The organism is Natrinema altunense (genome assembly GCF_000731985.1).
Lineage (GTDB): Archaea > Halobacteriota > Halobacteria > Halobacteriales > Natrialbaceae > Natrinema > Natrinema altunense.
Genome location: NZ_JNCS01000002.1, coordinates 357,996 through 380,877, shown reverse-complemented (window position 1 = coordinate 380,877; position 22,882 = coordinate 357,996). Strand labels below are relative to the sequence as shown.

Annotated in this window: 19 protein-coding genes and 1 tRNA gene; 2 read left to right on the top strand and 18 right to left on the bottom strand. The window is 67.9% G+C overall.

The genetic code is table 11. From position 1 onward, the window contains the following. Nucleotides 1–49: 49 nt before the first annotated feature. The 17 genes from ALTAJ2_RS06055 to ALTAJ2_RS05975 form a co-directional block, all read right to left on the bottom strand. Entirely contained in the window at nucleotides 50–814 is a 765-nt protein-coding gene (locus ALTAJ2_RS06055) for an enoyl-CoA hydratase/isomerase family protein (RefSeq protein ID WP_007108343.1), read from the bottom strand. Nucleotides 815–1,005: 191 nt separating this feature from the next. Further along, the gene (locus ALTAJ2_RS06050; protein WP_007108342.1) at nucleotides 1,006–1,674 is read right to left on the bottom strand and encodes a helix-turn-helix domain-containing protein; all 669 of its coding nucleotides are present in this window, start codon (nucleotides 1,672–1,674) and stop codon (nucleotides 1,006–1,008) included. A gap of 132 nt (nucleotides 1,675–1,806) precedes the next feature. Further along, nucleotides 1,807–2,679 (bottom strand): ABC transporter permease, encoded by an 873-nt coding sequence (locus tag ALTAJ2_RS06045; protein ID WP_007108341.1) that lies wholly within the window; start codon nucleotides 2,677–2,679, stop codon nucleotides 1,807–1,809. Beyond that, on the bottom strand, nucleotides 2,676–3,629 hold the full coding sequence (locus tag ALTAJ2_RS06040; RefSeq protein WP_007108340.1) for an extracellular solute-binding protein: 954 nt from the start codon (nucleotides 3,627–3,629) through the stop codon (nucleotides 2,676–2,678). The genes ALTAJ2_RS06045 and ALTAJ2_RS06040 overlap by 4 nt, the downstream gene beginning before the upstream one ends. Nucleotides 3,630–3,771: 142 nt before the next feature. Next, nucleotides 3,772–4,320 carry a molybdopterin-guanine dinucleotide biosynthesis protein B gene (mobB, locus tag ALTAJ2_RS06035; protein ID WP_007108339.1) on the bottom strand — a complete coding sequence of 183 codons (549 nt, stop codon included), beginning with the start codon at nucleotides 4,318–4,320 and terminating at the stop codon, nucleotides 3,772–3,774. A gap of 104 nt (nucleotides 4,321–4,424) precedes the next feature. After that, the gene (locus ALTAJ2_RS06030) at nucleotides 4,425–5,702 is read right to left on the bottom strand and encodes a P-loop NTPase (RefSeq protein WP_007108338.1); all 1,278 of its coding nucleotides are present in this window, start codon (nucleotides 5,700–5,702) and stop codon (nucleotides 4,425–4,427) included. A 1-nt stretch (nucleotide 5,703) separates the two neighbouring features. Further along, a complete protein-coding gene (locus ALTAJ2_RS06025; protein ID WP_007108337.1) occupies nucleotides 5,704–6,369 on the bottom strand; it encodes a hypothetical protein in 666 nt (221 codons plus the stop codon). Further along, complete coding sequence (locus ALTAJ2_RS06020; RefSeq protein ID WP_007108336.1) at nucleotides 6,366–7,256, bottom strand: HEAT repeat domain-containing protein; 891 nt, start codon at nucleotides 7,254–7,256, stop codon at nucleotides 6,366–6,368. The genes ALTAJ2_RS06025 and ALTAJ2_RS06020 overlap by 4 nt, the downstream gene beginning before the upstream one ends. Continuing rightward, a complete protein-coding gene (locus ALTAJ2_RS06015; RefSeq protein WP_007108335.1) occupies nucleotides 7,253–8,290 on the bottom strand; it encodes an ethylbenzene dehydrogenase-related protein in 1,038 nt (345 codons plus the stop codon). The genes ALTAJ2_RS06020 and ALTAJ2_RS06015 overlap by 4 nt, the downstream gene beginning before the upstream one ends. Continuing rightward, complete coding sequence (locus ALTAJ2_RS06010) at nucleotides 8,287–8,988, bottom strand: TorD/DmsD family molecular chaperone (protein ID WP_007108334.1); 702 nt, start codon at nucleotides 8,986–8,988, stop codon at nucleotides 8,287–8,289. The genes ALTAJ2_RS06015 and ALTAJ2_RS06010 overlap by 4 nt, the downstream gene beginning before the upstream one ends. Nucleotides 8,989–8,995: 7 nt before the next feature. After that, nucleotides 8,996–10,177, bottom strand: a complete 1,182-nt coding sequence (locus ALTAJ2_RS06005; RefSeq protein ID WP_007108333.1) for a 4Fe-4S dicluster domain-containing protein — start codon at nucleotides 10,175–10,177, stop codon at nucleotides 8,996–8,998. Next, a complete protein-coding gene (locus tag ALTAJ2_RS06000) occupies nucleotides 10,177–13,338 on the bottom strand; it encodes a molybdopterin-containing oxidoreductase family protein (RefSeq protein ID WP_007108332.1) in 3,162 nt (1,053 codons plus the stop codon). Before ALTAJ2_RS06000 ends, ALTAJ2_RS06005 begins: the two co-directional genes overlap by 1 nt. A gap of 294 nt (nucleotides 13,339–13,632) precedes the next feature. Further along, nucleotides 13,633–14,934 carry a glutamyl-tRNA reductase gene (gene hemA, locus ALTAJ2_RS05995; RefSeq protein ID WP_007108331.1) on the bottom strand — a complete coding sequence of 434 codons (1,302 nt, stop codon included), beginning with the start codon at nucleotides 14,932–14,934 and terminating at the stop codon, nucleotides 13,633–13,635. A 4-nt stretch (nucleotides 14,935–14,938) separates the two neighbouring features. After that, nucleotides 14,939–16,159 (bottom strand): radical SAM/SPASM domain-containing protein, encoded by a 1,221-nt coding sequence (locus ALTAJ2_RS05990; RefSeq protein ID WP_007108330.1) that lies wholly within the window; start codon nucleotides 16,157–16,159, stop codon nucleotides 14,939–14,941. Further along, on the bottom strand, nucleotides 16,156–17,295 hold the full coding sequence (locus ALTAJ2_RS05985) for a YncE family protein (RefSeq protein WP_007108329.1): 1,140 nt from the start codon (nucleotides 17,293–17,295) through the stop codon (nucleotides 16,156–16,158). Before ALTAJ2_RS05985 ends, ALTAJ2_RS05990 begins: the two co-directional genes overlap by 4 nt. Continuing rightward, a complete protein-coding gene (locus ALTAJ2_RS05980; RefSeq protein ID WP_007108328.1) occupies nucleotides 17,292–18,434 on the bottom strand; it encodes a beta-propeller fold lactonase family protein in 1,143 nt (380 codons plus the stop codon). The genes ALTAJ2_RS05985 and ALTAJ2_RS05980 overlap by 4 nt, the downstream gene beginning before the upstream one ends. Before the next feature lie 26 nt (nucleotides 18,435–18,460). Then, nucleotides 18,461–20,296, bottom strand: coding sequence for a cytochrome D1 domain-containing protein (locus tag ALTAJ2_RS05975; RefSeq protein ID WP_007108327.1), 1,836 nt, complete (start codon nucleotides 20,294–20,296; stop codon nucleotides 18,461–18,463). Nucleotides 20,297–20,547: 251 nt separating this feature from the next. On the opposite strand from ALTAJ2_RS05975, the gene ALTAJ2_RS05970 reads away from it, so the two are divergent. Continuing rightward, a complete protein-coding gene (locus ALTAJ2_RS05970) occupies nucleotides 20,548–20,982 on the top strand; it encodes a hypothetical protein (protein WP_007108326.1) in 435 nt (144 codons plus the stop codon). Between the two features lie 200 nt (nucleotides 20,983–21,182). Here the strand turns inward: ALTAJ2_RS05970 and ALTAJ2_RS05965 are convergent. Further along, nucleotides 21,183–21,256 (bottom strand) — tRNA-Lys (locus ALTAJ2_RS05965). A gap of 164 nt (nucleotides 21,257–21,420) precedes the next feature. Between ALTAJ2_RS05965 and ALTAJ2_RS05960 the strand changes: the two genes are divergently transcribed. After that, complete coding sequence (locus tag ALTAJ2_RS05960) at nucleotides 21,421–22,881, top strand: DHH family phosphoesterase (protein WP_007108325.1); 1,461 nt, start codon at nucleotides 21,421–21,423, stop codon at nucleotides 22,879–22,881. Nucleotide 22,882: the final 1 nt, after the last annotated feature.

Genomic DNA, 22,882 nt, shown 5'->3' with positions numbered 1-22,882 from the left:
GGTGCTTGCGGCCGTCCACGCGTGTGAGTGACCGCGACCGACGGCAGCGTTACTCGAACGCCGGGTCCCGTTCCTCAAGGAAGGCGGCAACGCCCTCCTCGTGGGCGTCGGACGTCCGGGCCTGTGCCTGAAGCAAGTTCTCGTAATCCAGTGCCTCGTCCCAGGCGCGGCCCAGGTTCTCGTGCATGGCCTGTTTCATCATCCCGATCGTCGCCGTGGGACCGTCGGCGAGTCGCTCGACGGTCTCGGCGACGCGGTCGTCGAGTTCCGCGGCAGGGACCGCCTCGTTGACCAGTTCGAGGTCGGCCGCGCGCTCGGCGTCGAAGAACTCGCCGGTGAACGCGAGTCGCTTCGCGGCTCGCAGTCCGACGATGTGAGGGAGCATGACGGTCCCGCCGGTGTCGGGCACCAGGCCGACTCTAACGAACGCGCAGGAAAACGTCGCGTCAGCGGCGGCGTAGGCGATGTCGGCGAGCGCGACGAGCGAGAGCCCCGCACCGATGGCGTCGCCGTTTACCTTCGCGACGATCGGCACCCGACACTCGAGCATCGCCTCGACGACGCGGCCGAAGGTCTCGGTGACGTTCTCGTAGGCGTCCTGCGAGCTGTCGGGAGTCTCCGCCAGCATCTCGAGGTCACCGCCGGCGCTGAAGGCATCGCCCGTACCCGTGAGGACGATCGCGTCGTACGCCTCGGGAGTCGCGTCCTCGATCGTGTCGGCCAGTTCGGCGGCCGTCTCCCCGGTGAGCGCGTTGAGTGCGTCCGGTCGGTCGAACGTGAGTCGCAACACGCCGTCGTCGTCAGTGATTCGCATGCCACACACATCGGCCCCCCGGATAGTAACTGTGGGCGGTTCGCCGGCAGGCCGCCGTGCAGCATCGCTCGCGGGGTGCGGACGGTCACGACGCTCGAGCGACGACCCGCGCGGGACCGTTCGCGCTCGCTCGAGCGGTGTACACAAGCACCGAGTCGGCCGTCGGGCGGGACGACGGGGTCGGAACGGAGTCAGTTCGAGGGGATCGGCGGGGCGGCGGTGTCCTCCTCGGTCACGTTGAGTTCGGCGGTAACCAGCGCGCGGTAGGCGCGGCGCAGCCGCTCGGAGAGCGCCTGATGGGAGATATCCAGTTCCTCGGAGAGTTCCTGCATCGAGACTTCGCGGGGGATCTCGAAGTAGCCGTGATCGATCGCTGCGACCAGCGTCTCGTACTGGCGGGCCGTCAGGCCACACTGGGAGTGGCTCTCCTCGGCGAGGTCGAACAGGCGGATGATCGTCGGCGTGACGTCGTTGTCGTCGAGCCGATCGTACAGCGAACTGACGCTCTCGCGGTCGACCACGCGGACGCTGAGCAGCCACGTGCCGTTCGACGCCGAGGCGCTCAGCACCGTGCCGTTCTCCTCGAGGGTGAACTCGAACGGGTCGACGGTGTCGGGTTCGAACTCGATGTCGTAGAGCCAGCGGTCCTCGTCGCTGCTGATCTGGGCGTAGGTGCCGATCGCCGAGGCCTCGTCGAGGGCCGATTCGATCTCCGGCTGTGAGGGGCCCGACAGCCAGAGTCCGTGGCCGCTCGAGGCGATCACCCGTTCCATTTCACACGTGAGCGAGGGGACGGCCTCGAACAGTTCGCCGGTCCCGGTTCCGTCGGCCGGAATTTCGATGTCTGCGATGGATGTCATGAGTCTCACCCGCTGATTGAACGACGATGTCCATAATCTCACTTCCAAACCACTTAGAGCCGGTTAGCGCGAATTACACGCGTTCTGATCGGTTCGAGTCCGGTCGTGTGACACCGTCGTGAACGCGGCGGTTCAGCGGCGGCGTGGGGTTCCGACCAGCAACTGGACGGCGACGACGACGATCACGGCGACGGCGAGCAGGGCGAGCGCGATCGGCACGATCGCGTCGATCCCGCGGGCGATAAACGAGACGCGGATCTGGGTCGGCATGGTTCGGGGGGTGTACGCGACCATCATCGTCGCGCCGAACTCGCCGAGCGCCCGGACGAACGTCAGCACGATCCCGGCGGCGATGGCGTTGCGCGCCAGCGGTAGCGAGACCAGTCGCACCGTCCGGAGGCGGCCGTACCCCATCGTCCGCGCGGCCTCCTCGAGCCGAGGATCGACGCCGTCGAAGCCCGCGCGGGCGGTGACGACGAGAAACGGGGCGGCGACGAACGTCTGGGCGAGGACGACGCCGGCGCGGCTCCCGGTCAACGGCAGTCCGACGGCCGCGGCGGCCGCACCGATCGGCGTGTATCGACCGACGACGGTCAGGAGCATCACGCCGCCGACGATCGGGGGGACGACCAGCGGGAGCAAAACGAGTGCTTCGACCAGCCGCTTGCCGCGAAAGGACGCCCGCGAGAGGACGTACGCCAGCGGTACGCCGAGGACGGTCGCGATGGCCGTCGAGATCGGTGCCGTCAGCAGCGAGGTCCCGATCGCGTCCCGAACCGCCGGGTCCGCGAGCCCGGCAACGACGGCCACGTCCCGCATGCGGAGCAGAAAGACCGCGAACGGAACGACGAAGTAGGCGAGCAACAGCGCACCGAGCAGCGCCGGGACGGCGAGCCCGCTCGGAAGCCACTCGCGGCCCGCGCGATACCGGGGGTCCGCATCGGCTCCTGCCGCGTCCCCGTCTCGCTCCGGTACGTCGGTCCGGTCACGGTCCGTGTGACTCACGGCTCGATCGCCTCCGGGGGGTCCCCGTGAAACCGGGGCAGCGAATCGTCGACCCGCAGACCGTGCTCGGCCAGTAGCGCACCGTTCTCGAGCAGAAAGGAGACGAACTCGCGGCCCGCAGCCGGGGCGTCGGCGTCGGAGCGCACCGTCGCGTTGTAGACGACCGGCGTCCCCTCGACCGTGTGGCCGCCGTCGGTGGTGTAGCTCGCCCGCGCGTATCGGTCAGCGAACGCGGCATCGCCGAAGTTGTAGGCATCGTCCAACCGCCGGACGGCGACATCGCGCTCGGCCGCCATGTTGCTGTAGGCGACCGCACACGCCCGGTCGCCGTTCTCGAGGCCGGCGAGCAGTTGGGGCTCGTCGGCGACGCGGGCGACTTTTCCGGCCATCGCGTCGCGAAAGCCCGCGAGCCCGTGTTCGCGTTCGGCGAGTTCGAACAGGAGGAGCGCCCGGTAGCCCAGCGGATCGAGGTCCGGGTCGCTGATCGCGATCGCGTCCTCGGCGGCGGCCGCGAAGACCTCGTACCACGGCTCGCCGGCCGCGAGCCGCGAACCGAGGCCCGTCTCGGGCGCGTAGGCGATCACGACTTCGTTGGCCGCGAACTCGGCGTCCCAGTCGGCGTGGTCGGGATAGAGGCGCTCCCGCAGGAGTTCGGCGTCGGCACCGATCACCACGTCCGGATACTTCGTCCCGTCTTCGACCAGCCGCATCACGGCGTTGGTCCCGTAGTACTCGCCCTCGTACCGCAGTCCGGACGCGGACTCGAACGCCGGGCCGACGCCGTTCTCGAAGGCGGCGGCCAGACTGCCGGCGGCGAGCACCCGAACGCCGTCAGTACTGCCGAGACAGCCCGCAACCCCAACCAGTCCCGCCGCGAGTCCGCCGGTCGCGGCGAGGACGCGCCGTCGGCTCCGCGGGCCGGACCCGACGCGGCCGTCGCGACTGTGCATACGTCCCGTTGGAGTAAGCGCACAAATACAACTGGTTTCGGTTCCTATATTGTGGGAATACAACCGGGAATGGTTGCTCCCGACGGACATCGACGTCCCCGGCCGTCGCTTCGCCAGTGTCGTCTCCCGCCGGTCGATCGGTTCAGTCGTCCGGATCGTCGCTCGACCGGTCATCGGTCACTCCCTCGAGTCCGTCGAGCGAGCGGATCGTTTCGACGAGGTCCTCGACCGGGTCTTCGCCGCGTCCGACGATCGGGCCGCCGACGGCGGCCGGCGCTCGAGTCCCGACGAGGATCGTCGGCAGCGGCGACTCGGCGAATCCTTCGACCAGGACGGTGTCGTACCCGCGTCGGGCGAGGCGCTCGAGCGTGCTCGCGAGCGCCCGTCCCTCCGGATCGTCGGACTCGAAGAGCGCGTCGCCGTCGGGTTCGGGCGGGTCCCGCTTGCCCCGCGTCGTGATATCGAAGGTCAACGTCGGCGTGATACCGACGACGGTTTCGGCACCCGCGGTCCGGTGACGGTGGGTGTCGCTGCCCGGCGTATCGATCTCGATGTCGTGATGGATCGACTTGACGGTCGCGACGCGGCCATCGGTGGCCAGTCGCTCCACCAGTTCCTCGACGAGCGACGTTTTGCCGGCGTCGCTCGGTCCCGCCAGACAGACGGCTCGCAGCCTCGCGTCCTGACTCATACGTGTCCATCGTCGGTTCGCGGGGAAGACCCGTTCGGATGGCGCGTCGCGGCGTGCTGATCGCGGCATCCCGCGTCGCCGCCCCCGGTCGACTCACGGCCCGGCTATCGTGTGACGGCCAGGACCCACTCGTCGGGTGCCCGTCTGCGGACTGCGTACTCCTCGAAGGCGTCACCGGGCGGTCCCTCGCGACCGACCGCCCCGACGAGTTCCGCGGCGAGCGGCGAGGGATCGTGGTCGTTGAGCAGGTAGAACGTCTCGCCGGGCTCGGTCGCACGGAACTCCGCGGTGGCCTGCTCGTGGCGGATCGGTTTCGGCAGCCCGCGCAGGTCGAGGGCGTGGTCGGGCACCGAGAGGTCGCCGACTGCCGCGAGTCGCTCGCGGACGGCGTCGGCCAACTCGAGCGCCTCCGGCGGCACGTCGTCGCCGAAGTCACGGACCCGTTCGTCGAACGGAAGGTCACACAGCACCGGCTGGTCGAGTGCGGCCTCGACGTCGGTGTCCGGGAAGAGGTCGTGTTCGCGGCCACAGTCGCAGGTGAATCCGCGCATGTTGACGACCGTGCCCAGCAGCGGGACGCCGTTTTCCTCGAACAGCGTGGCGCTGCGGGACGTGTCCCCGACGCTCGTGGGATGGGGCGTACTGACCAGTACCGCACCGTCGATCGGAAGCGACTGCAGCGCCGTCAGGACGATGTCGCCGGTCCCCGGCGGCAGGTCGACGACCAGCGTGTCCAGATCGCCCCAGGCGGTGTCCTCGAACAGTTCGCTGACGGCTTCGTGGGCCATCGCGCCCCGCCAGGCCAGCGGCTCGTCGTTCGCGATCAGGCCGACGCTCATCGCGGTAAGGTCGCCGGCATCGATCGGCTCGGCGTCCCCCGCGGCGTTGGCCGAGACCGGCCCCTCGAGATCCAGCAACTCCGGCACGTTCGGCCCGTAGAGGTCGGCGTCGAAGATGCCGACGTCGCGGTCGGGATCGGCGGCCAGCGCGCGGGCGAGTTGGGTCGAGACCGTCGTCTTGCCGACGCCGCCTTTGGCGCTGGCGACGGCGATCACGGTGTCGACGCCGGCCGGCCCGTCGATCGCGTCGTCCGCACCCGCGTCGGGCGTCTCGCCCTCGATCGTCGCCCGCTCGACGCCGGGCGTCGAAAGCGCCCGTCGGCGGAGCGCCTCGGTGACGTCCTCCGCGGTCGGGTCGTCGAGCCCGGTGAGATCCGCGCCGATCCGCACGACCCGCTCGTCGACCGAGACGTCGGTCACCAGCCCGGACTCGAGCACGTCGCTCCCCAGATCGGGGTCCTCGACGGCGCGCAGGCCGTCCCGAACGCGCTCCGCGAGGCCGTCGGTCGGTACGTCGTCCGGAACGATGTCGTGTTTCGCCATGTTACCAGGCCTCGAATTCTTCGGCGTCGTCGTCGGGTTCGCGCTCGGTCATCAGGGTCCCGCCGTAGGGTCGGAACTCGAGGTCGTACGCGTTAGCGACGGCGTCCAACGCGTCTTCGCGCTCGGCGATCGCCGCGGTATCGAACTCGAAGGCCTCGACGGCGGCGACTAATTCGTCGTCGCTTACTCGGCCCTCGGCGTAGCCCGCCGCGATCCCGTCACGGAGGATATCCGCGTTGCGGCGCAGCCGCTTTGCCTCCTCGAACCGTTCGCGTCGGTCGTCGTCGAGTCCGCCCCGATCGAGGGGGATCTCCTCGAGCAACGCGGTCGCTTGCTCGTCGAACTCGTCGGCGATCGTCAGCAGTTCGACGACCTGCTTACGCGTCGAGAGCGACCGCCAGGCGTCGCGGGCATCGTCGGCGACGACGGCGTCGACGGCCTCGGGCCACTCCGTCGAGCGCTCGACGTCCTCGAACGCTTGCGCGACGAACGCACCCACGTGGTCGTCGGGGATTGTCACGCCCAGCGACTCCTCCAGACTCGAGCCTGCAGCGCTGTGTTCGGTCGTACAGCCCGCGTCCGACTCGTCGTGGTCGTGATCCGCGTGCGATTCGTCTCGCGCCTGTGATCCGTCGGCCGTCGGTGTGCTGTCGAGTTCGTATGTCATCGTCGATCACGCTGTCCCTGTGTGAGTCCGTCGATCGAGCCGGCCGGCCCCTGACTCGGCCCGGGGTCCTGCCGTCGCCGTTCCCGTTGCGACCCCGGTCCGCCGCCGGGCGCAGCGTCGCCGTCCAGTCCGGCGTCGATCTGCTCGGGGTCGACGCCGCGGGCCGTCGCGAGCGCCCGTTTGGCCGACCGGCGCACGTCGTCGCTGCGGTCGTTCAGGCCGTGGCGCTCGAGGACCGCCTCGGCGCGGTCGGTGCCGAGATCGCCGAGGCTGGTCGCGGCCTTCGCCCGGACGAACGCCTCCGGATCCCGGGCCAGGACGGCCGCGAGGATTCGGACCGCCGCTTCGACCTCGTCGGCGTACTCGCGGAGGTAGTCGGCCGCGTACTCCCGGACGCCGGAGTGGGGGTCGTTCTTGATCCGTTCGATCAACAGCTCCTGTGAGGCCGCTCCGGTCTTCGAGAGGGCGATGACGGCGTTGCGCCGCACCCAGCCGCTGTCGTCCTCGAGAGCCCCGCGAAGCGGCTCCTCGTTCCCGGGTTCGGCCCGCGATTGCGCGACGACGGCCTCCGCGCGGACCCACTCGTGGTCGTCGGCCAGCGCCGCCCGGATCGCCTCGGCGGCCGCGTCCGAGTCGGCGGCGCTCGCGGCGAGCCCGAGCGCTTCGACGGCGAACTGTCTCACGTCCGCCACCTCGTCCTCGAGCGTCACCTCGGCGAGTCCCGCGACCGTCGCCGGTGCCAGTCCACCCTCGTCGGCCAGGTCGACCAGCCCGAGCGCCCCGCGTCGTCGGTCGCGTTCGCGATCGGACTCGAGTCGCGATCGGAGCGATGCCTCGTCGTCGTCGGGTGCCCGGCCGCGGGCACTTCGGTTCGCGTAGTCGGTCATTCTCGGAGCCTCCAGTAGCTGACGAGCCACGCCGTGACCGTCGCGAGAGCGAGGAGCGCGGGCCAGTTCGTCGCGGCCCCGACCAGCCAGAGCGCCGAGTCGGTGACACCGGCCACGGCACCGCCGTCGGTACCGTCCGTTTCGTTGCCGCCTCCGTCGTCGGAATCGGCCGCGCTGAGCGTCCCGTCGTCGGTATCAAGGGTGAGGAACTGGTACGACAGCGACTTCTCGCCGTTGACTTCGTCCGCGTCGCCGTCCCAGATGGCGTACGTGAGGTACATCTGTTCGCCGTCCTCGAACGCGGCGTCGTACTGGCCACTGGCATCGTGCTCGCGCTGGAACACGACCGCCCAGCCGTCGTCGGTCCGCTCGCCGTTTGCCGCGACGGGCTGGGTCTCCGCGTTGGTCAGCGAGCCGTAGCCGGTCGCGTAGTAGTTCTGTGCGTACCGGTTGTAGCTCGACTTCGAGAGCGGGTTGCCGGCCGCCTGCCCCGGCTTCGTCTCGTTGTCCGGGTGCGGGTACGAGTACATGTCGCCGCCGGGATCGGACTCCGAGTGCTGCCAGCTCGAGCGCCAGTACCAGATGTTGACCGGGTCGCCGCTGGCACCCATGGCGACCGGCGGCTGGCTCCCGCTACGGAGCATGATCGCTGCGGCGTCGCTGTAGGCGTTTGGCTCGTTGATCTCCGTGTCCGCGGTCGGGTCCTCCCACTCCATGCGGAAGGCGACGTGCGTGTCGTTGGTCACCGCCTGAACCGTCACCTCGTCGACGCTCCCGCCACCGTACGGCAGCGCCATCTGTTGTGGATCCAGCGACACCGTCTCGGTCGGCGCGTCGTCCCACGCCGCGGCGTCCGGCTCTGCGGGCACCTCGTTGACGGAGCGCAGCGGCTGCGGGCCGACCGTAAGGACGGCGACCACCGCGACCTGGAGCACCATCATCAGGCACAGTACGATCACGGCCAACTTCGTCGCGCGACGCGCCGCGTTGCGGTCGATCGAAACTGACCCGATCTCGATGGACTGCGAGCTCACGGGGCTTCACCTCCGTTCGCGGTGTCCGCCGAGACGGTCGGATCTGGATGTTTCCCGTTGTCGTAGCTCACCAGCGCCTCGACGAGGTTCGCCGCGGCGACGTACGCGTCCTCGTCCGTCGCCCGGCGCAGGTCGTGGGCGAACGCCGGCACGAACTCGACGAGGTGTTCCGCGAGCACCGTCGCCTCGGCCTGGCCGACGCGCTCGGCGGCGGCCGACTCGCCGGATTCGAGCGCGACGGCCCGCTGGCCGGCGAGCACCTGCGCCAACTCGAGTTCGGCGGCGACGTGATCCTGACGCTCGGCGAACTCGTCGCTGGGCTCGAGGCCGAACTCCTCCATCAGCCCGACGACGGTCGCGATCCGGCGTTGCTCGCTGCTGATCTCGTCGCGGGTCGTGTAGTGGGCCTCGTAGGGGATCACGGCGTACGTGCCGTCGTCGCTCGGGAGGCCGAACAGGCGGTTGTAGGCCGACTCGAGGTCCTCGACGGGGGTCTCAGCGAGCGCCTCGAGCAGTGCCGTTGCCTCCTCGGCGACAGTGAGTCGCTCGGCGGCGCGCTCGATTCCCTCGCGGGCCTCGGGGTCGAGCAGTTCGCGGACGGTCTCGTCGGTCGGGTAGGTAAACACCGCAGCGGCGGCACAGTACAGCGTGGCCCGCGCGGCGTGGTATTCGGACTCTGGTGTGGCGTTCGGTGTCATTGGTCTGTTAGGGCTGATTGGTCCACATCTCGCCCTCGCGGACCTCCATCTCTTCCTCGAAAGGCATGTCGACGACCTTGTTCCCCTTGCGGTCCCACCCCTTCACGCGGTGTTCTTTGACGGTGTAGGTCTCGATGAGGCGGGTGGTCGCGCCGAACAGTTGGAGGATACCGAGCGTGTGGTGGCTCGGGTTCCGGACGCGGTCCTGGACGATCTTGATCGATTCCTCGAACGTGTCGCCGGGCCAGTCGTTGCGCTTCTCGTCGGTGTTCGGCGTGAACATCTGGGTGAGGAACTCCGGCGGCACGTGGTACGGCGGCATGTAGAACACCTGCGGCCGGGTGCCGAACTGCGGGTACAGCGGGAGCGCGATCTTCTCGTCGCTCTTCGCGAGGTAGTTGACCGGGCTCCGACCGGCCGCCGCGGACGCGTTCCCGCCGGGGTGGCCGGCGTCGGGGCCGCGATTGATGTTGCCGTGCAGACGCGTCTTCCCGATACAGGAGGAAACACACCGCGGAACGTTGCCCTCCTCGATGCGCGGGAAGCAGCCGACCGGCTTCTCCGAGACGCCCGTCTCGGGGTTGTACATCGGCTTGTGGTACGGACACGACTTCACGCACTTGCGGTAGCCGCGACACCGCTCCTGGTCGAGCAAGACGATCCCGTCCTCCTCGCGCTTGTAGATCGCCTTCCGCGGACACGCGGCTAGACAGGCGGGATTCTTGCAGTGGTTACAGAGCCGCGGCAGGTAGAACTGCCACATGTCGTGGTACTCGTCGTTCTCGAGGTCGCTCTCGACGACGTCCCCGGTGGGGTACTCGCCGTGGACCTGGTCGTCGCCCAGCGCGGGGTACTCCCACTCTTCCTTCTGGGCGACGTAGCCTTTGACTCGCTCGCCCTCCTCGGCGGCCTCGAAGATCGTCTCGTCTTTCCCCAGGTCGTCGAGCAACCGCATGTCCCAGCCCATCGGATAGCCGCCGTAGGGCTCGGTCTCGACGTTCATCCACCACATGTACTCCTCTCCTTCCCCGCTCGTCCAGGTGGACTTGCAGGCGAACGAACAGGTGTTGCAGTTGATACACCGGTTGATATTGATGATCATCCCCCAGTGCCAGTCGCGTTCCTCCGCCTGGTGCTCGTAGGGGTAGCTGTGCTCGCGTCCGAGTTGTGGGTTGTACGTTTCCGGCATCAGCTGTCACCTCCCTGCAACGAACCGCCGATGTAGTCCTGCACTAACTCGTCCTTCCGTGCGTCGCCCGGCCACCAGTCGGCCTCCTCGTACTTCTCGACTTCCACGAGGTCGTCCCGGTTCGTGCCGGTCGGTGCCCAGACGGTCTCTTCGTAGCCGTGCTCGAGTTCGGCCCCCTGCCAGACGATGTCGTCCTCGACGTGCTCGGAGATGTTCGGATCGCCGAAGACGGACTTGTGGACGAGGTCGTCGGTCTCCTGGGCCGGGTCGAGCCAGATGTTCGTCGTGACGTTGTACCCCTTGACGCCGTCCCCTTGCTCCTCGTCGTCGGGGAACTGCTGGGGCCACCAGCCGTGCCAGAGGGTCAGTTGGCCCATGTCGCCGGCCGAGCGCGGCCGCTGGCGTTCACTGACCATCACGCGCACGACGAGGTCGCCACGCTTGCCGGTGATCCGGACGTAGTCGCCGTTTTCGACGTCGATGTCCGCGGCGTCTTCGGGATGCATCTCGACGAACGCCTCGCCGAGCGGCGGCACCTCCTCCGTCTCGCCCTCGCCTTGCGGGAACGAGAAGTCCTCGACCAGCCGCTCGGTCCCCTCGGGATCGGCGTTGGTCGACCCGAAGTCCCGCGACGACCAGATCAGGTTCCAGTCGGTCATCCCCCACGACGAGTGGGTCCGATACTTGGGATGCGGCGTGTTGTAGTAGAACTGGTACTCCTCGTCGTGATACAGCGGGTTCTCCTCGTCTTTCGCCTCGTCCCACTTCTTGTTCACCCCGTAGGGCGTCCCCTCGGGGCTCTCGATGTGGTCCAGATCGGCCCGGCCCAGCTCGAGGAACCGATCTTCCTCCTTGTGGAACTCCATGCGGCCGGTCTTGGTGTAGAACGGCCGGTCCTCGTTGATCTGAGAGTAGAAGGGAATCCGTGGGTACGTCTTCAGTTGGAGCCGTTCGGGGCCGTCCTCGATATCCTCGACGTCGATGTCGCGGGTCGTCATCCCCGCGTCCAGCGTCTGCTGGATGTAGTCGCGGACGTCCTCGTCGTCGTCGAGGAACTTGTCGAAGTACGCTCGGTAGGAGTCGACGTTGCGCTCCTCGGGCGGGATCTTCTCGTCTAACTTTTCGGCGACGAGCGCGATGGCCTCGCCGTCCTGTTTCGTATCGTAGAGCGGGTCCATGACCCCGTGGTCCATGTGGATGAACGGGTTCTCCGGCCCGACTGTGATGTCGGGGTACTCACACTCGAGCCAGGAGGGGACCGGGAGCACGATGTCCGCGTGGCGCGCGGAGTAGGTCATGTGCATGTCCGAGACGATCGAAAGCTCGTTGCTCGTGTCGGGGTGTTTGACGAAATTCTCGATGACGTGCTCCTGATGTTTGGTCTGGTTCAGGAGGTTGCAGTTCATCGTCCACAGGATCGTGGGCTTCGACATCGTGTACGACTCGGCGTTGGTCGGCATCACCGGCTCCTCGGCGTCGCCCTGTGGCACGAGGTCGAGTTCGCGGTCGAAGTCGCCGCGAATCTCGTGGGCGTCCAGTTGCTCGCCGCCGAAGAACGCGAACGCGTAGCCGGGGTACATCCCATGGGCCGCGTTGCCGTCGGGGTTGACGTAGGAGGGGTAGCCGTCCAGGAGTTCGATCTTGTACTGACCGGAGTAGTTGTAGTAGCCGGCCCCCCGCTCGCCGATGTTGCCCAGCATCGACTGGACGAAGAAGATCGTCCGCTGAAGCGAGTCGTTCGAGTGGAACCAGTGGTTGATCCCTTCGCCGGTGAACCACTGGGCCTTCTCGGCGTCGGCGAACTCACGGGCAGTCTTCCGGAGCGCGTCGGCCGGAATCGTCGTGATGTCTTCGACCGTCTCCGGATCGTAGTTCTCGAGGATGTTCGACTTCTGCCGGACGAAGTCGGTGTGGACGCCGACCGACTCGCCGCTTGCCAACTCGAGTTCGGTGTCGACCTCGAGTTGGGGGGTCGCGGGCGTCTCCTCGCCGACCTCCTCGCGGGTGACGGGGACGGGATCGCCGTTCTCGTCGAGGGCGACGAAGTCGCCCCAGTCGTTCTCCTCGTGGCGCTGTTCGCTGTCCTCGGCGGGCGGCTCGTGGTCCTCGAAGACCTCGTGGGCGCGGAGGTACTTCCCGTCGTCCTGCCGGATCAACAGCGGCAGGGTCGTGAACTTCCGCATGAACGCCTCGTCGTACAGCTCCTCGTCGATGATGACGTGAGCCACGCCCAGTGCGAACGCGGGGTCGCTGCCCGGGCGGACGGGCAGCCAGCGGTCGCACTTCTGGACCGTCGGCGAGTAGTCGGGGTAGACGCCGACCATCTTGCCGCCGCGCTCGCGGGTCTCCTGGAGGAAGTGGTTGTCCGCGAGCTTGTTGTGGATCAGGTTCTTCCCCTGCATGATCGTGTAGTCGGCGGCCCGCCAGGCCGACGCGTCGGCGTCGCTGGTCTGGTAGCCGGTCGTGATGACGTGGCCCGGCGGCAGGTCGGCGTACCAGTCGTATTCCGTCCACTCGCAGCCGCCGAAAACCGAAGCGAGCCGCCGCCCGGCTCCGTGACGGGTGATCAGCCCGTCGGCCTTGATGGCGTTGAAGATGTGGAACCGCTTCTCGTCCTCCAGACTCGCCATCTTCTCGGCGATCAGGTCGATCGCCTCGTCCCAGGAGACGCGCTCGAACTCGTCTTCGCCGCGGCCCTCGGGGTTGGGGTCGTCGGGGCTCCACCCTTTGCGGACCATCGGGTACTTGATCCGGCTGGGCTCGAACGTCCGGCGGTGGAGTGTCAACCCCTTCATGCAACCGCGGGGGTTCCAGTGGCGGCTGACGCCCGCTTCCTCGTAGCCGCCGGGGCTCCCCGGACCGGGGCTTCCTTCCTCTTCGTGGTAGATCTGCTCGGCGCGGATCGGCACGCCGTTTTTCATGTAGAAGTTTAGCGCACACGACTGCGTACAGTTGGGGTGGCAGACCGTCCAGTCGACCCTGTCGTACGAGTAGATGTCGTGATAGACCTCCTCCCAGTCCCGGTTCGGATAGGACTTGAGGGGGTTGTCGACCTGCATGATGGTGTCGACCGATTGGGTCGCTCCCCACGCGGACCCGAGCAGGGCACCGACCGTCCCCGTCCCGGCGGCCGCCAGGAAATCGCGACGCGAGAGACTCATCGTCGACCACCTCGTGTGGCGGAGCGTTTCAGTAGCATACACGATGCCCTTGTCCCTCTCATCTTTAACCGATCCCCGTCTGTTCCCACGGTGTGAGGACGCTACGGCCAAAATCCGGCTAATGGCGGGTTTTCAAATGGGGGCAGAATATGCGGATCGACGGGACGCGCGCAGACCCCGCCCGCCGCTCGAGGACGGAGCGAACCGGGAGCGACGGACGGCGAAACCAACGGCCGCCGGGGCGTATGGCACGCGATCGGATACCGACGCGTGATCGGGTGCCGCCGAACGCGGTCACTCCGACCGCTCGCGATCGCCGTCGAGATCGAACAGCCGGTGGGTGGCGTCGATGACCGCATCGTCGCCGTCGCGCGCGGCCGTCCGGAGGCGTTCGGTCGGCGTGCCGAGGAGCGACCCGGTCAGCGCGCTGGCGAAGTCCGCCAGGACGGTCTCGGGATCGGTCCCGTTCTCGAGGCGAGCTTGGGCCTGCTCGAGTTCGCTCTCGCGGATCGCAGCCGCCGCCCGGTGGAGTTCGCGGAGCGTGTCCTCGGCGCGGTTCTCGCGTTCCCGGTCGACGAAGGCCGCGACCGCGTCGGTGACCGCATCCTCGACCGCCGGGACCGCCGCCCGCCGATCCGTCACGGCCGCCCCGATACGAGTCTGAATGTCCGCGAGAGCCACGACCGGCACGGCCGATCGCCGCACGGGCTCGGCGACGTCTGGCGGGCTCGCCAGGTCCACGACGGGCGTCCCCGGCCCGACTCGCCGCATCGCCTCGGGGGTCACCACCGGGTCCGGCGCGCCCGTCGCCGTCACGATCGCGTCGGCGTCGGCGAGCGCCCGTTCGAGGGCCTCGAGCGGCCAGTCACGACCGTCGTCGGTCGGAAGCGCCGGGGCGGCCGAGCGGTTGACGGCGTCGACGCGGCAGTCCCAGCGGTGGCCGGCGGCGTTCGCCACCTCGGTCGCCAGTTCGCCGGCACCGACGACGACGAGGCGGTCGGGCGCGCCGCCCTCGTCGACGATGGCCTCGCAGGTCGCGCTCCCGTAGCCGACCGTTCCCTCGGCGATCCCGGTTTCGTCGCGACAGCGCCGTCCCACCGAGACGGCCGCGTCCGCGGCCCGGGTCACCACCCCGCCCGCGAGGTCCGCCTCGAGCGCCGTCTCGAACGTTCGACGGACCTGCCCGAGGACGTGTGCCTCGCCGATGACGGCGCTCTCGAGGCCGCAGGCGACGCGAAACAGGTGGTCGACGACTGCGAGTCCGGTCTCGGTCCGCGCGCGGTCGGGATCGCCCAGCGCCTCGCGCGCGGCCTCGAGCCCCGCGTCCCGGTCCGCCGGCGTGCGCATGCTGAGATACGCCTCGACGCGGTTGCACGTCGAGAGGACGACCGCCTCGGTCACGCGGTCGTGGGCCGCGATCCGCCGGGCGGCGGCGACGGGGTCGTCCGGGCCGATCGCACCCAGTTCCTCGGTCGAGCAGCTCTCATGATCGACCCGGTAACACGCGAGCCGGCGGACGCTCTTCGGCACCGCCGCGACCGGCGACGGCTCGGGCTCGGGTCTCGCGTCCGGTGGTGCTGAGTCGGGGACGTGCATGGGCCTACTCGAGTGCTGCGGTCGCGTCGACCGGTGGCGCGTGGTCGGTCGGCAGTTCGTCGGTGCTGTATTCGGCCTCGGTGAGGTAACACCGGGGGTCTTCAGCCCAGAGGTCGTCGTGGACCGCCGCGGCGCGGGCCCGGGAGTTCCCGCCACAGACCTCCTTCCAGGGACAGCGGCCGCATTTCCCCTTCAGGTGGTCGGTCGGCTCGGCCAGTTCGTCCCAGAGGTCGCTGTCGGCGAGGATCTCGTCGAGGCGGCGCTCGCGGACGTTCCCGAGCGTGTACTGCGAGAGGAACATGCTCGGGTGGACGTCGCCGCGGTGGTCGACGTTGACGACCTTGGGACCGGCGTCGCCGTTCTTGACGACGCGACCGGGACCGTCGTCGAACAGGAGTTTTCGCGCCCGGTCCGCGTGGGCCGGCATGTCCTCCCGAATGCGGTGGTAGAGGTAGACCGCGTCCGCGTAGTTGCCGGCGGTCAGGAGCTGCATGTCGGGATGGGTTTCGGCGAGCGTTTTGGTGCGCTCGTAGAGGGAGTCGACGACCGCCCGCGTGCGCTCGACGGAGAGGTCGGCGTCGGTGATGTCACCGCCACGTCCGGAGTAGATCAGGTGGAAGACGTTCACCCGGTCGATCCCCTCCTCGACGGCGAGGTCGATCACGTCAGGGACGTCGTCGACGGTCCCCTCGGTCATCGTACACCGGATGCCGGTTCCCATCCCGGCGTCGCGGGCGTTGCGAAGCCCGTTGCGGGCCCGTTCGAAGGCCCCGTCGACGCCGCGGAACTCGTCGTTGGTCGCCCCGACGCCGTCCAGCGAGACGCCGACGTACTGCATCCCCGCGTCGGCGACCGCTTCGGCGCGCTCCTCGGTGAGGAACGTGCCGTTGCTCGAGGCGATCGGTCGGATTCCCCGCTCGGACGCGTGCCGGGTGAGTTCGGCGATGTCGTCGCGGAAGAACGGCTCGCCCCCGCTGAACACGAGCACCGGGACGTTCACCGCGGCCAACGAGTCGATGAACGCCTTGGCCTCGGCCGTCGACAGCTCCTCGCTGTCGCGCTCGTCGCAGGCCCCGAAGTAGCAGTGTTTACACCGCAGGTTGCAGGCGGGGGTCGTGTTCCAGACGACCAACGGGACGAGCGCATCGCTCGCGCGGCGGTTCTCGTATTGGATCTGTTCCGGGCGGTTGTCGAGGCCTCTGATGAGTCGCGTGAGATCGATCATTGGTCCACCTCCGGGCGGAAGATACCGCTCGGTTTCTCGCCGAGTCCGTCGATTCGGCGGTCGACGGCGACGTCCGCCGGGCGACCGTCGGCGAGCGGTCGCGCGTCCAGTACCGCGATGTCGCTCCGTGTCATGTTCCCGACGTAACACTCCTGTCCGTCGGGACCGAAGACGACGTGGAGCGGTTCCCCGCCGACATCGACGCGGCCGGCGACCGCGAGGGCGGTCAGGTCCAGGATCGTCACGAACGGCTCCTCGTAGGAGTCGACGATCGCGTAGCGGCCGTCCGGCGTCGTCGCGGCGAAGCCGGTCGTCGTCCCGACGTCGAGCAGCCGTTCGGTCGGCGAATCGTCGCCGGCCGCGACCGCCTCGAGGTCGACGACGGCGACGCGGTCGTCCTCGCGGGCCGGGAACAGCCCGTACCGGTAGTCCGGCCCGTCGGCGACGGCGAACCCGTGGGGGTTCGTCCCCGTCTCGGCGGTACAGCGCACCCGCTCAGCAGCTGTGTCGACGAACGCGGCCGACGACCCGCCGGCGTGGTTGGCGACCACCAGCCCCTCCGCGAGGACGTACAGGTCGTGTGGCTCCGCGCCGACGGGGATCGACGCCTCGAGATCGAGGCCGGGGTCGGCACCGAGGACGGCGATCTCGTTTTCGGTCTTCTGGCCCACGTAGAGCCGGTCGTCCGGACCGATTCGCATGCCGGAACTCCGCGAGAGCGGCCGCATGCCCGCGGGCTCGAGCCGGCCGTCCTCGCCGATCGCGAACGCGAGGACGCCCGGCTCCGACGCCTCGGGTAGGTCGACTGCGGTCCCGACGAACAGCACGTCGCCGTCCGGACCGAGCGCACTCCCGACGGGCATCGTTCCGAGTCGGTCGACGCGTTGGACGGTCTCGAGTCGGTCGAGATCGACCACCTCGAGATGGGCGCTGGCGATGTACAACAGGTACGCGACCGGTTCGTCCGGGTGGAACAACGCCGTGTGCGGGTACCGGCCCTCGCCGAACTCCGCGACGACCTCGCCCGCGACGAGATCGACCGCGCTGAAGTGGCTGCTCGCGGCGTTTTTCACGATCGTCGGCGCGCCGGACGAGCGGTCGCTCGCAACGGTGTCAGTATCAGTATCCGGTGTCATGTGTCTCTCCCTCTATCGGTACGAAAACAGCCCGCAGGGGCGGCCCCCTCGGGCACATCGATCGTCGTTACGATCGGGTCGGGGTCGCCGGACCGAACGTCGTCGACGTCGATGACGGTCACCGCGTCGGCGTCGACGCTGGGGACGTAACAGACCCCGCCGTCCGCGCTGAACCGCGGGTGGCGCGGTGTTGGCCCGGTCTCGACGCGCGCGACGACATCCAGACTCGAGGGATCGAGGAACGTGACCCGGTCGTCGTCGTACGCGCCGACGGCGAGGACGGCACCGTCCGGGGTGACGTCGGGAAAAGCCGTCGGCGTTCCCAGCGCGACGCGGTCGGCGACCGCCCCCTCGCCGTCCCCGCGTCGGACCGCCTCGAGGTCGATGACCGTGAGGCCGTCACCCGCCGTGTCGCCGACGACCCAGCGGTCGCTGCCGGGCACGGCGGTCCCGCCCCGCGGGTTCGGGGCGGGGACCGTCCCGAGGACCGTCGCCGCGCGCGTATCGACGACGGTCACGCTGTCCCCGTCGGCGTTGTTCACGCCAAGCAGTCCTCGGCTCGGTTCGGAGGCCAGGTCCTGCGGACCGGCACCGACCGCGAACCGATCCAGGACGTCGAACGGGGGCGTCCCGCCGAGCCGGAGCAACTCGTCGCCGTCTCGCAGCGCGACCCACACGTCGTTGGCAGCGTCGACGGCGAGGCCGGCGGCCTTCCCGACGGGGCGTTGCGCGATCGGTTCGACCCGCTCGCCGGCCGTCCGAAAGACGACCAGTCCCGGGCGGTCGTTGCCCGGGAGACCGCCGTAGGTACTGACGAACAGGTACCGCCCCGTCCGGCTCAGCACCGCTCCCACGGGCGCGGTCCCGACCTCATCGACGCGATCCGCGACGGACAGCGTCCAGAGGTCGACGATCTCGAGTTCGTTCGACGCCATGTACGGGACGTACGCCCAGCGGCCGCCGGGACGGACGGCGAGTGCGTGGGGCTGGCGACCGTCGCCGATCCGACCGAGCGGTTCGTGGGCAACCGCGTCGATCACCGTCAGCCCCTCACCGCGGAGGTGCTTGACGAGCGCGAGCGGTCCCGCTCCTCGTCGCGCGGGTGTCGTCGTCATCGCGTCGGAATGTCTCTCGGGCATGGGCCTGTGGGAGCGATCGACCGCGATCAGTGCCCCTCCGCGCGGACGCCGAGGAACTTGCCGGTCGGTGCCAGCAGGTCTTCGATCTGGGTGAGCAACTCGCCCGTGTTCGGATCGAACACGAGGATCGATTCGTTCTCGCCTTTCCAGACGCTGATGTAGACCTTCTCGCCGTCGCGGCTGAACTCCGGATGGATCGCCGCCGCGGCTCCCCACTGGCTACAGTCGATCTCCTGGTCCACCTCGAGGGTGTCGGGATCGATGGTGTAGACGTAGGCGTCGTCCTCGCTGTCGGTGAGGATGACGTCGGCCCAGACGTAGTCGCTGTGCTCGTGTTTCCGGATGAACAGCCCGGACCCTCTGACGTCGATCGTTTTCTCCGCTTCCCAGGTCTCCGTGTTCCAGACGCCGACGCTCGGCGAGCCGGCGTGGGTGGTAAAGGCGAGATCCTCGTCGGGGTACAGCGCGCCCGGACCGGGGTGGGGGACCCCGTCCATCGGGATCGCGGCGACGTGGCGCCGCTCGTGGGTGTCGATGATGTCCATCTGGTTGTCCGTCTGGGAGGCGATCATGAAGTAGCGGCCGTCCGCCGTGAAGAACCCGTCGTGGAGGGTCCGACCGCACTCGATGGTCGCCACGACCGGGAAGTCCTCTTGGGTGTAATCGATGAGCCACACCTCGCCCCCCTCTTTCAGGCCCGCGAGGAACAGCCCCTCCTCGGGGACGTCGTACAGCGAGCAGACGCGACTCCCCAGGCTCTCGCCGTCCGGGTTGACGGTGTGGGTCGGAATCCGCTTGATCGGCTCCATCGTCTCGGCGTCGCAGATGACCAGATGGTTCGGGTTGTAGAACCCGCCGATCACGTAGTTGCCGTCCCGGGAGACGGCGATGTCCCGGGCGTCCGTCCCGGCGTCGGCGACGGCGACCCGTTCGAAGTCGAACAGGTCGATTTTGTACATCTCGCCCTGCCGGGATTGTGTGTACACGTACGCGCCCTCCCGGGTCTGCTCGGGCAGTTCCGGATGGAAGTCGTGGACGTGGATCGCCTTCCCCACGTTCTCGACGCGCTCCATGAGTCGGTCGTTGACCGTATCGATCATCGCCACCGAGGCGTTGTTGCGCTCGGTGACGACCATGATGTCCCGCAGATCGAGGTCGTGTTGGGGCTCTTGGGCCAGTTCGCGTTCCTCCTTGAGGATCTCGTGGCGCTCCTTCAGCGTCCCCATGTCGGTGAAGTCGACCTCGTCGACGGACTCGCCCTCCGGGACGACGTACAGTTGGCCGTTCATCTGGGCGTGGCCGTCCCCGCAGTAGGCGCTACACTCGAAATCGAACGTCCCCTCCTCGTCGGTGACGAACGTGACCGAATCGATGAGTTCGTCGTTCGTGTTCTCGGGGAGTTCGATAGGACCGATGTCGTACGGGTCCTCGAGGTAGAACGTATGCATCGTGAACTCCTCGTTCTCCTCGAAAGTCGACTGCGTGAACTCGATCGTGAGCTCCGTGTTCGGCGGGACCCGGATCTCCTGTGGCTGGAACTCGTACTGCTTGGCGGCCAACTGCACTGTTTCGCTCCGTTCGGCCGCCGGCGGTTCCTCGTCGGGCGACTCCTCGTCGTCCGTCGACTCCGGCCCGTCATCGTCGTCATCGTCGCCGGCACAGCCCGCCAGTGCCGCCGACGCCGCCACGACGCCGCTGGTCTTGATGAACGTCCGACGGCCCGGACTGGGCAATCCCATCTCGAAGCTGAGTTGGTCGTCGAACTCCAGGCGCTCCGCGATCTCCCTCGAAGCGCTCAAGTGGCGCTTGATTCGTTCCTCCTGCTCCGCAATCGACTCGGCCGGTGACTCGGATCGTGACATTGTGGGCACCTCTCCAATCGACCCTCTGGAGCACGCACCTATAACCGGGGCACAACGTTTCGAGTTCGTGAGAGATCACGGGAAGATGTTCGTCGCGGGATTTTTCCGTTCCGCGGGTACGCACTCCGGTGGCAAAATTCCGCCACAACAGGCCTCAAAGACGGAGATGTGATCGGACACGATCAGCCGCGGTTCCCAGAGCATAGGAGTCGTCGGTACAGCCATCTATAACTCGACCGATAGTTGGACCCATGACGCCGGATCACTCGGACTCGAAACTGCGAGGCGATCGGATGACGACCGACTTCTTCGAGGACGTACTGGCGGAGTATCTCGAGGACGACCGCATCGACGCGGGCGTCGTCAGACTCCGCCTCGATGACGGACGCACCCGCCGGTTCGTCATCGGCGACGAGACCGAGTCGATGGTCCCCTACGAGTACGTCCGCCGCGAACTCGCGGAGGTCAAATCCCTGGTCGACGGAAACGAGGACCGCTTCGACCAACCGGTCGAGTTCTCGATCCCCGTCCGCGACGCCGAGCGGGTCATTACGGAGGTCGAAGACGAGGGGGCGGTCACGACCTGGATCAAGCCGGAAGGGGTCGGCCTCCTGCTCGAGCACCTTCACGCGATGGCCGACGAGGCGGGTGCGGACCCACCCGCGGAGACGACCGCGACGGAGTGAGCCCGGACTCGAGGCTGTCGCGACCTCCACTCGAACCTCGCGGTTCCGTTACCCGCCGCTCACGATTTCGTTCGCAGCAGCGTAGCGGGCCGGCTGCGATTGTGCACTCCGCCTGTAAATGCTCGCGTCGCTGTGCCTTTCTGGTCTCGTTCAAATCGCTGTCGCCGCTTCGCTCCTCGCGAGAGTCGTCGTCGCAAAAGCGGGCCGGGCGCGATTTGAACACGCGACCGTCTGATTAAGAGTCAGACGCTCTGCCGGACTGAGCTACCGGCCCTGTACCTCCGACTTTCCCTCGGTCGTTCAAATACGTTTCCCTTGGCAGCCGCCGTGGCAGTGATCCACGCGGGACGACCCTCGAACTCGAGTCGTCGGGCGGACACTCTCATCCCATCGGAGCCTTCGGGAGCGTTAAGTGCTGCCGGTCCGACCACTCGGGCAATGAGCACGGGGGTTACGATTTCGTCAATTTCTGACTACGCTATCTTGGGCTGTGGAAGCGTGGGATACGCGGTCGCGGAGGAACTCGTCGAACAGGGCAAAGACGTTTCCATCATCGACCGCGACGACAGCCGCGTCGAATCGCTGCGAGATCAGGACCTGGACGCCAAGACGGCCGACATTCGCGACGCCGAGATCGCCGATCTGGTGGCCGACCGCGACGTCGTCCTCATTCTCGCCTCGAACGTCGAATCGAACAAACGCGCCGTCGAGCACATCCGCGAGAGCGGTGCCGATCAGTTCATCGTCGCCCGCGCGAGCGATCCCGTCTCCGGCGACGAACTCTCGGAGCTCGGGGCCGACATCGTCATCAACCCGTCCTCCGTCATCGCCGAATCCGCACTGCGAGCTCTCGAGTCGGGCGAACTCGAGTACAACGCCGGCAAACTCGCCGATCTGGTCGAGGAGACGGCGACGCGGCTGGCGATCATCACCCAGGACAGCCCCGATCCGGACTCGATCGCCAGCGCCGCGGCGCTGCAGGCGATCGCGACACACCTCGGCATCGAATCAGACATCATCTATCTCGGCGATGTCGGCCACCAGGAGAACCGGGCGTTCGTCAACCTGCTCGGCATCGATCTCGTTCAGTGGGACGAGATCGAGGACCACTCCGTCTACGACACCGTCGCTCTGGTCGATCACGCGACCTCGGGCGAGATGGAACTGCCGGTCGACATCGTGATCGATCATCACGAAACGGAGACCGAGGAGGGGGTCGAACCCGAGTTCGTCGACATCCGGCCGAACATGTCCTCGACGTCGACGATCATGACGAAGTACATCCAGGAGTTCGACATGAACGTCTCCGAGGAGGTCGCGACCGCCTTGCTCTACGGCATCCGCGCGGAGACCCTGGATTTCAAACGCGACACGACCCCCGCCGACCTGACCGCCGCCGCCTATCTCTACCCCTTCGCCAACCACGATACCCTCGAGCAGGTCGAATCCCCGTCGATGTCCCCCGAAACCCTCGACGTGCTCGCGGAGGCGATTACGAACCGGGACGTCCAGGGGAGCCATCTCGTCTCCAACGCCGGCTTCGTCCGCGACCGCGAGGCGCTGACCCAGGCCGCCAGCCACCTCCTGAACCTCGAGGGCGTCACCACGACCGCGGTGTTCGGAATCGCCGACGAGACGATCTTCCTCGCCGGCCGGTCGAAGGACATCCGCATCAACATCGGGAAGGTGCTGGCCGACGCCTACGGCGAGATCGGCGAGACGGCCGGCCACTCGACCCAGGCCAGCGCGGAGATCCCGCTGGGGATTTTCACCGGGATCGAGATTTCGGAGGATACGCGGGACACGTTGCTCGAACTGACCGAGGAAGCGGTCAAGCGGACGTTGTTCGACGCGATGGGCGTCGAGGGAAGCAGCAGCGAAAGCTCGAACGGAAGCTAAA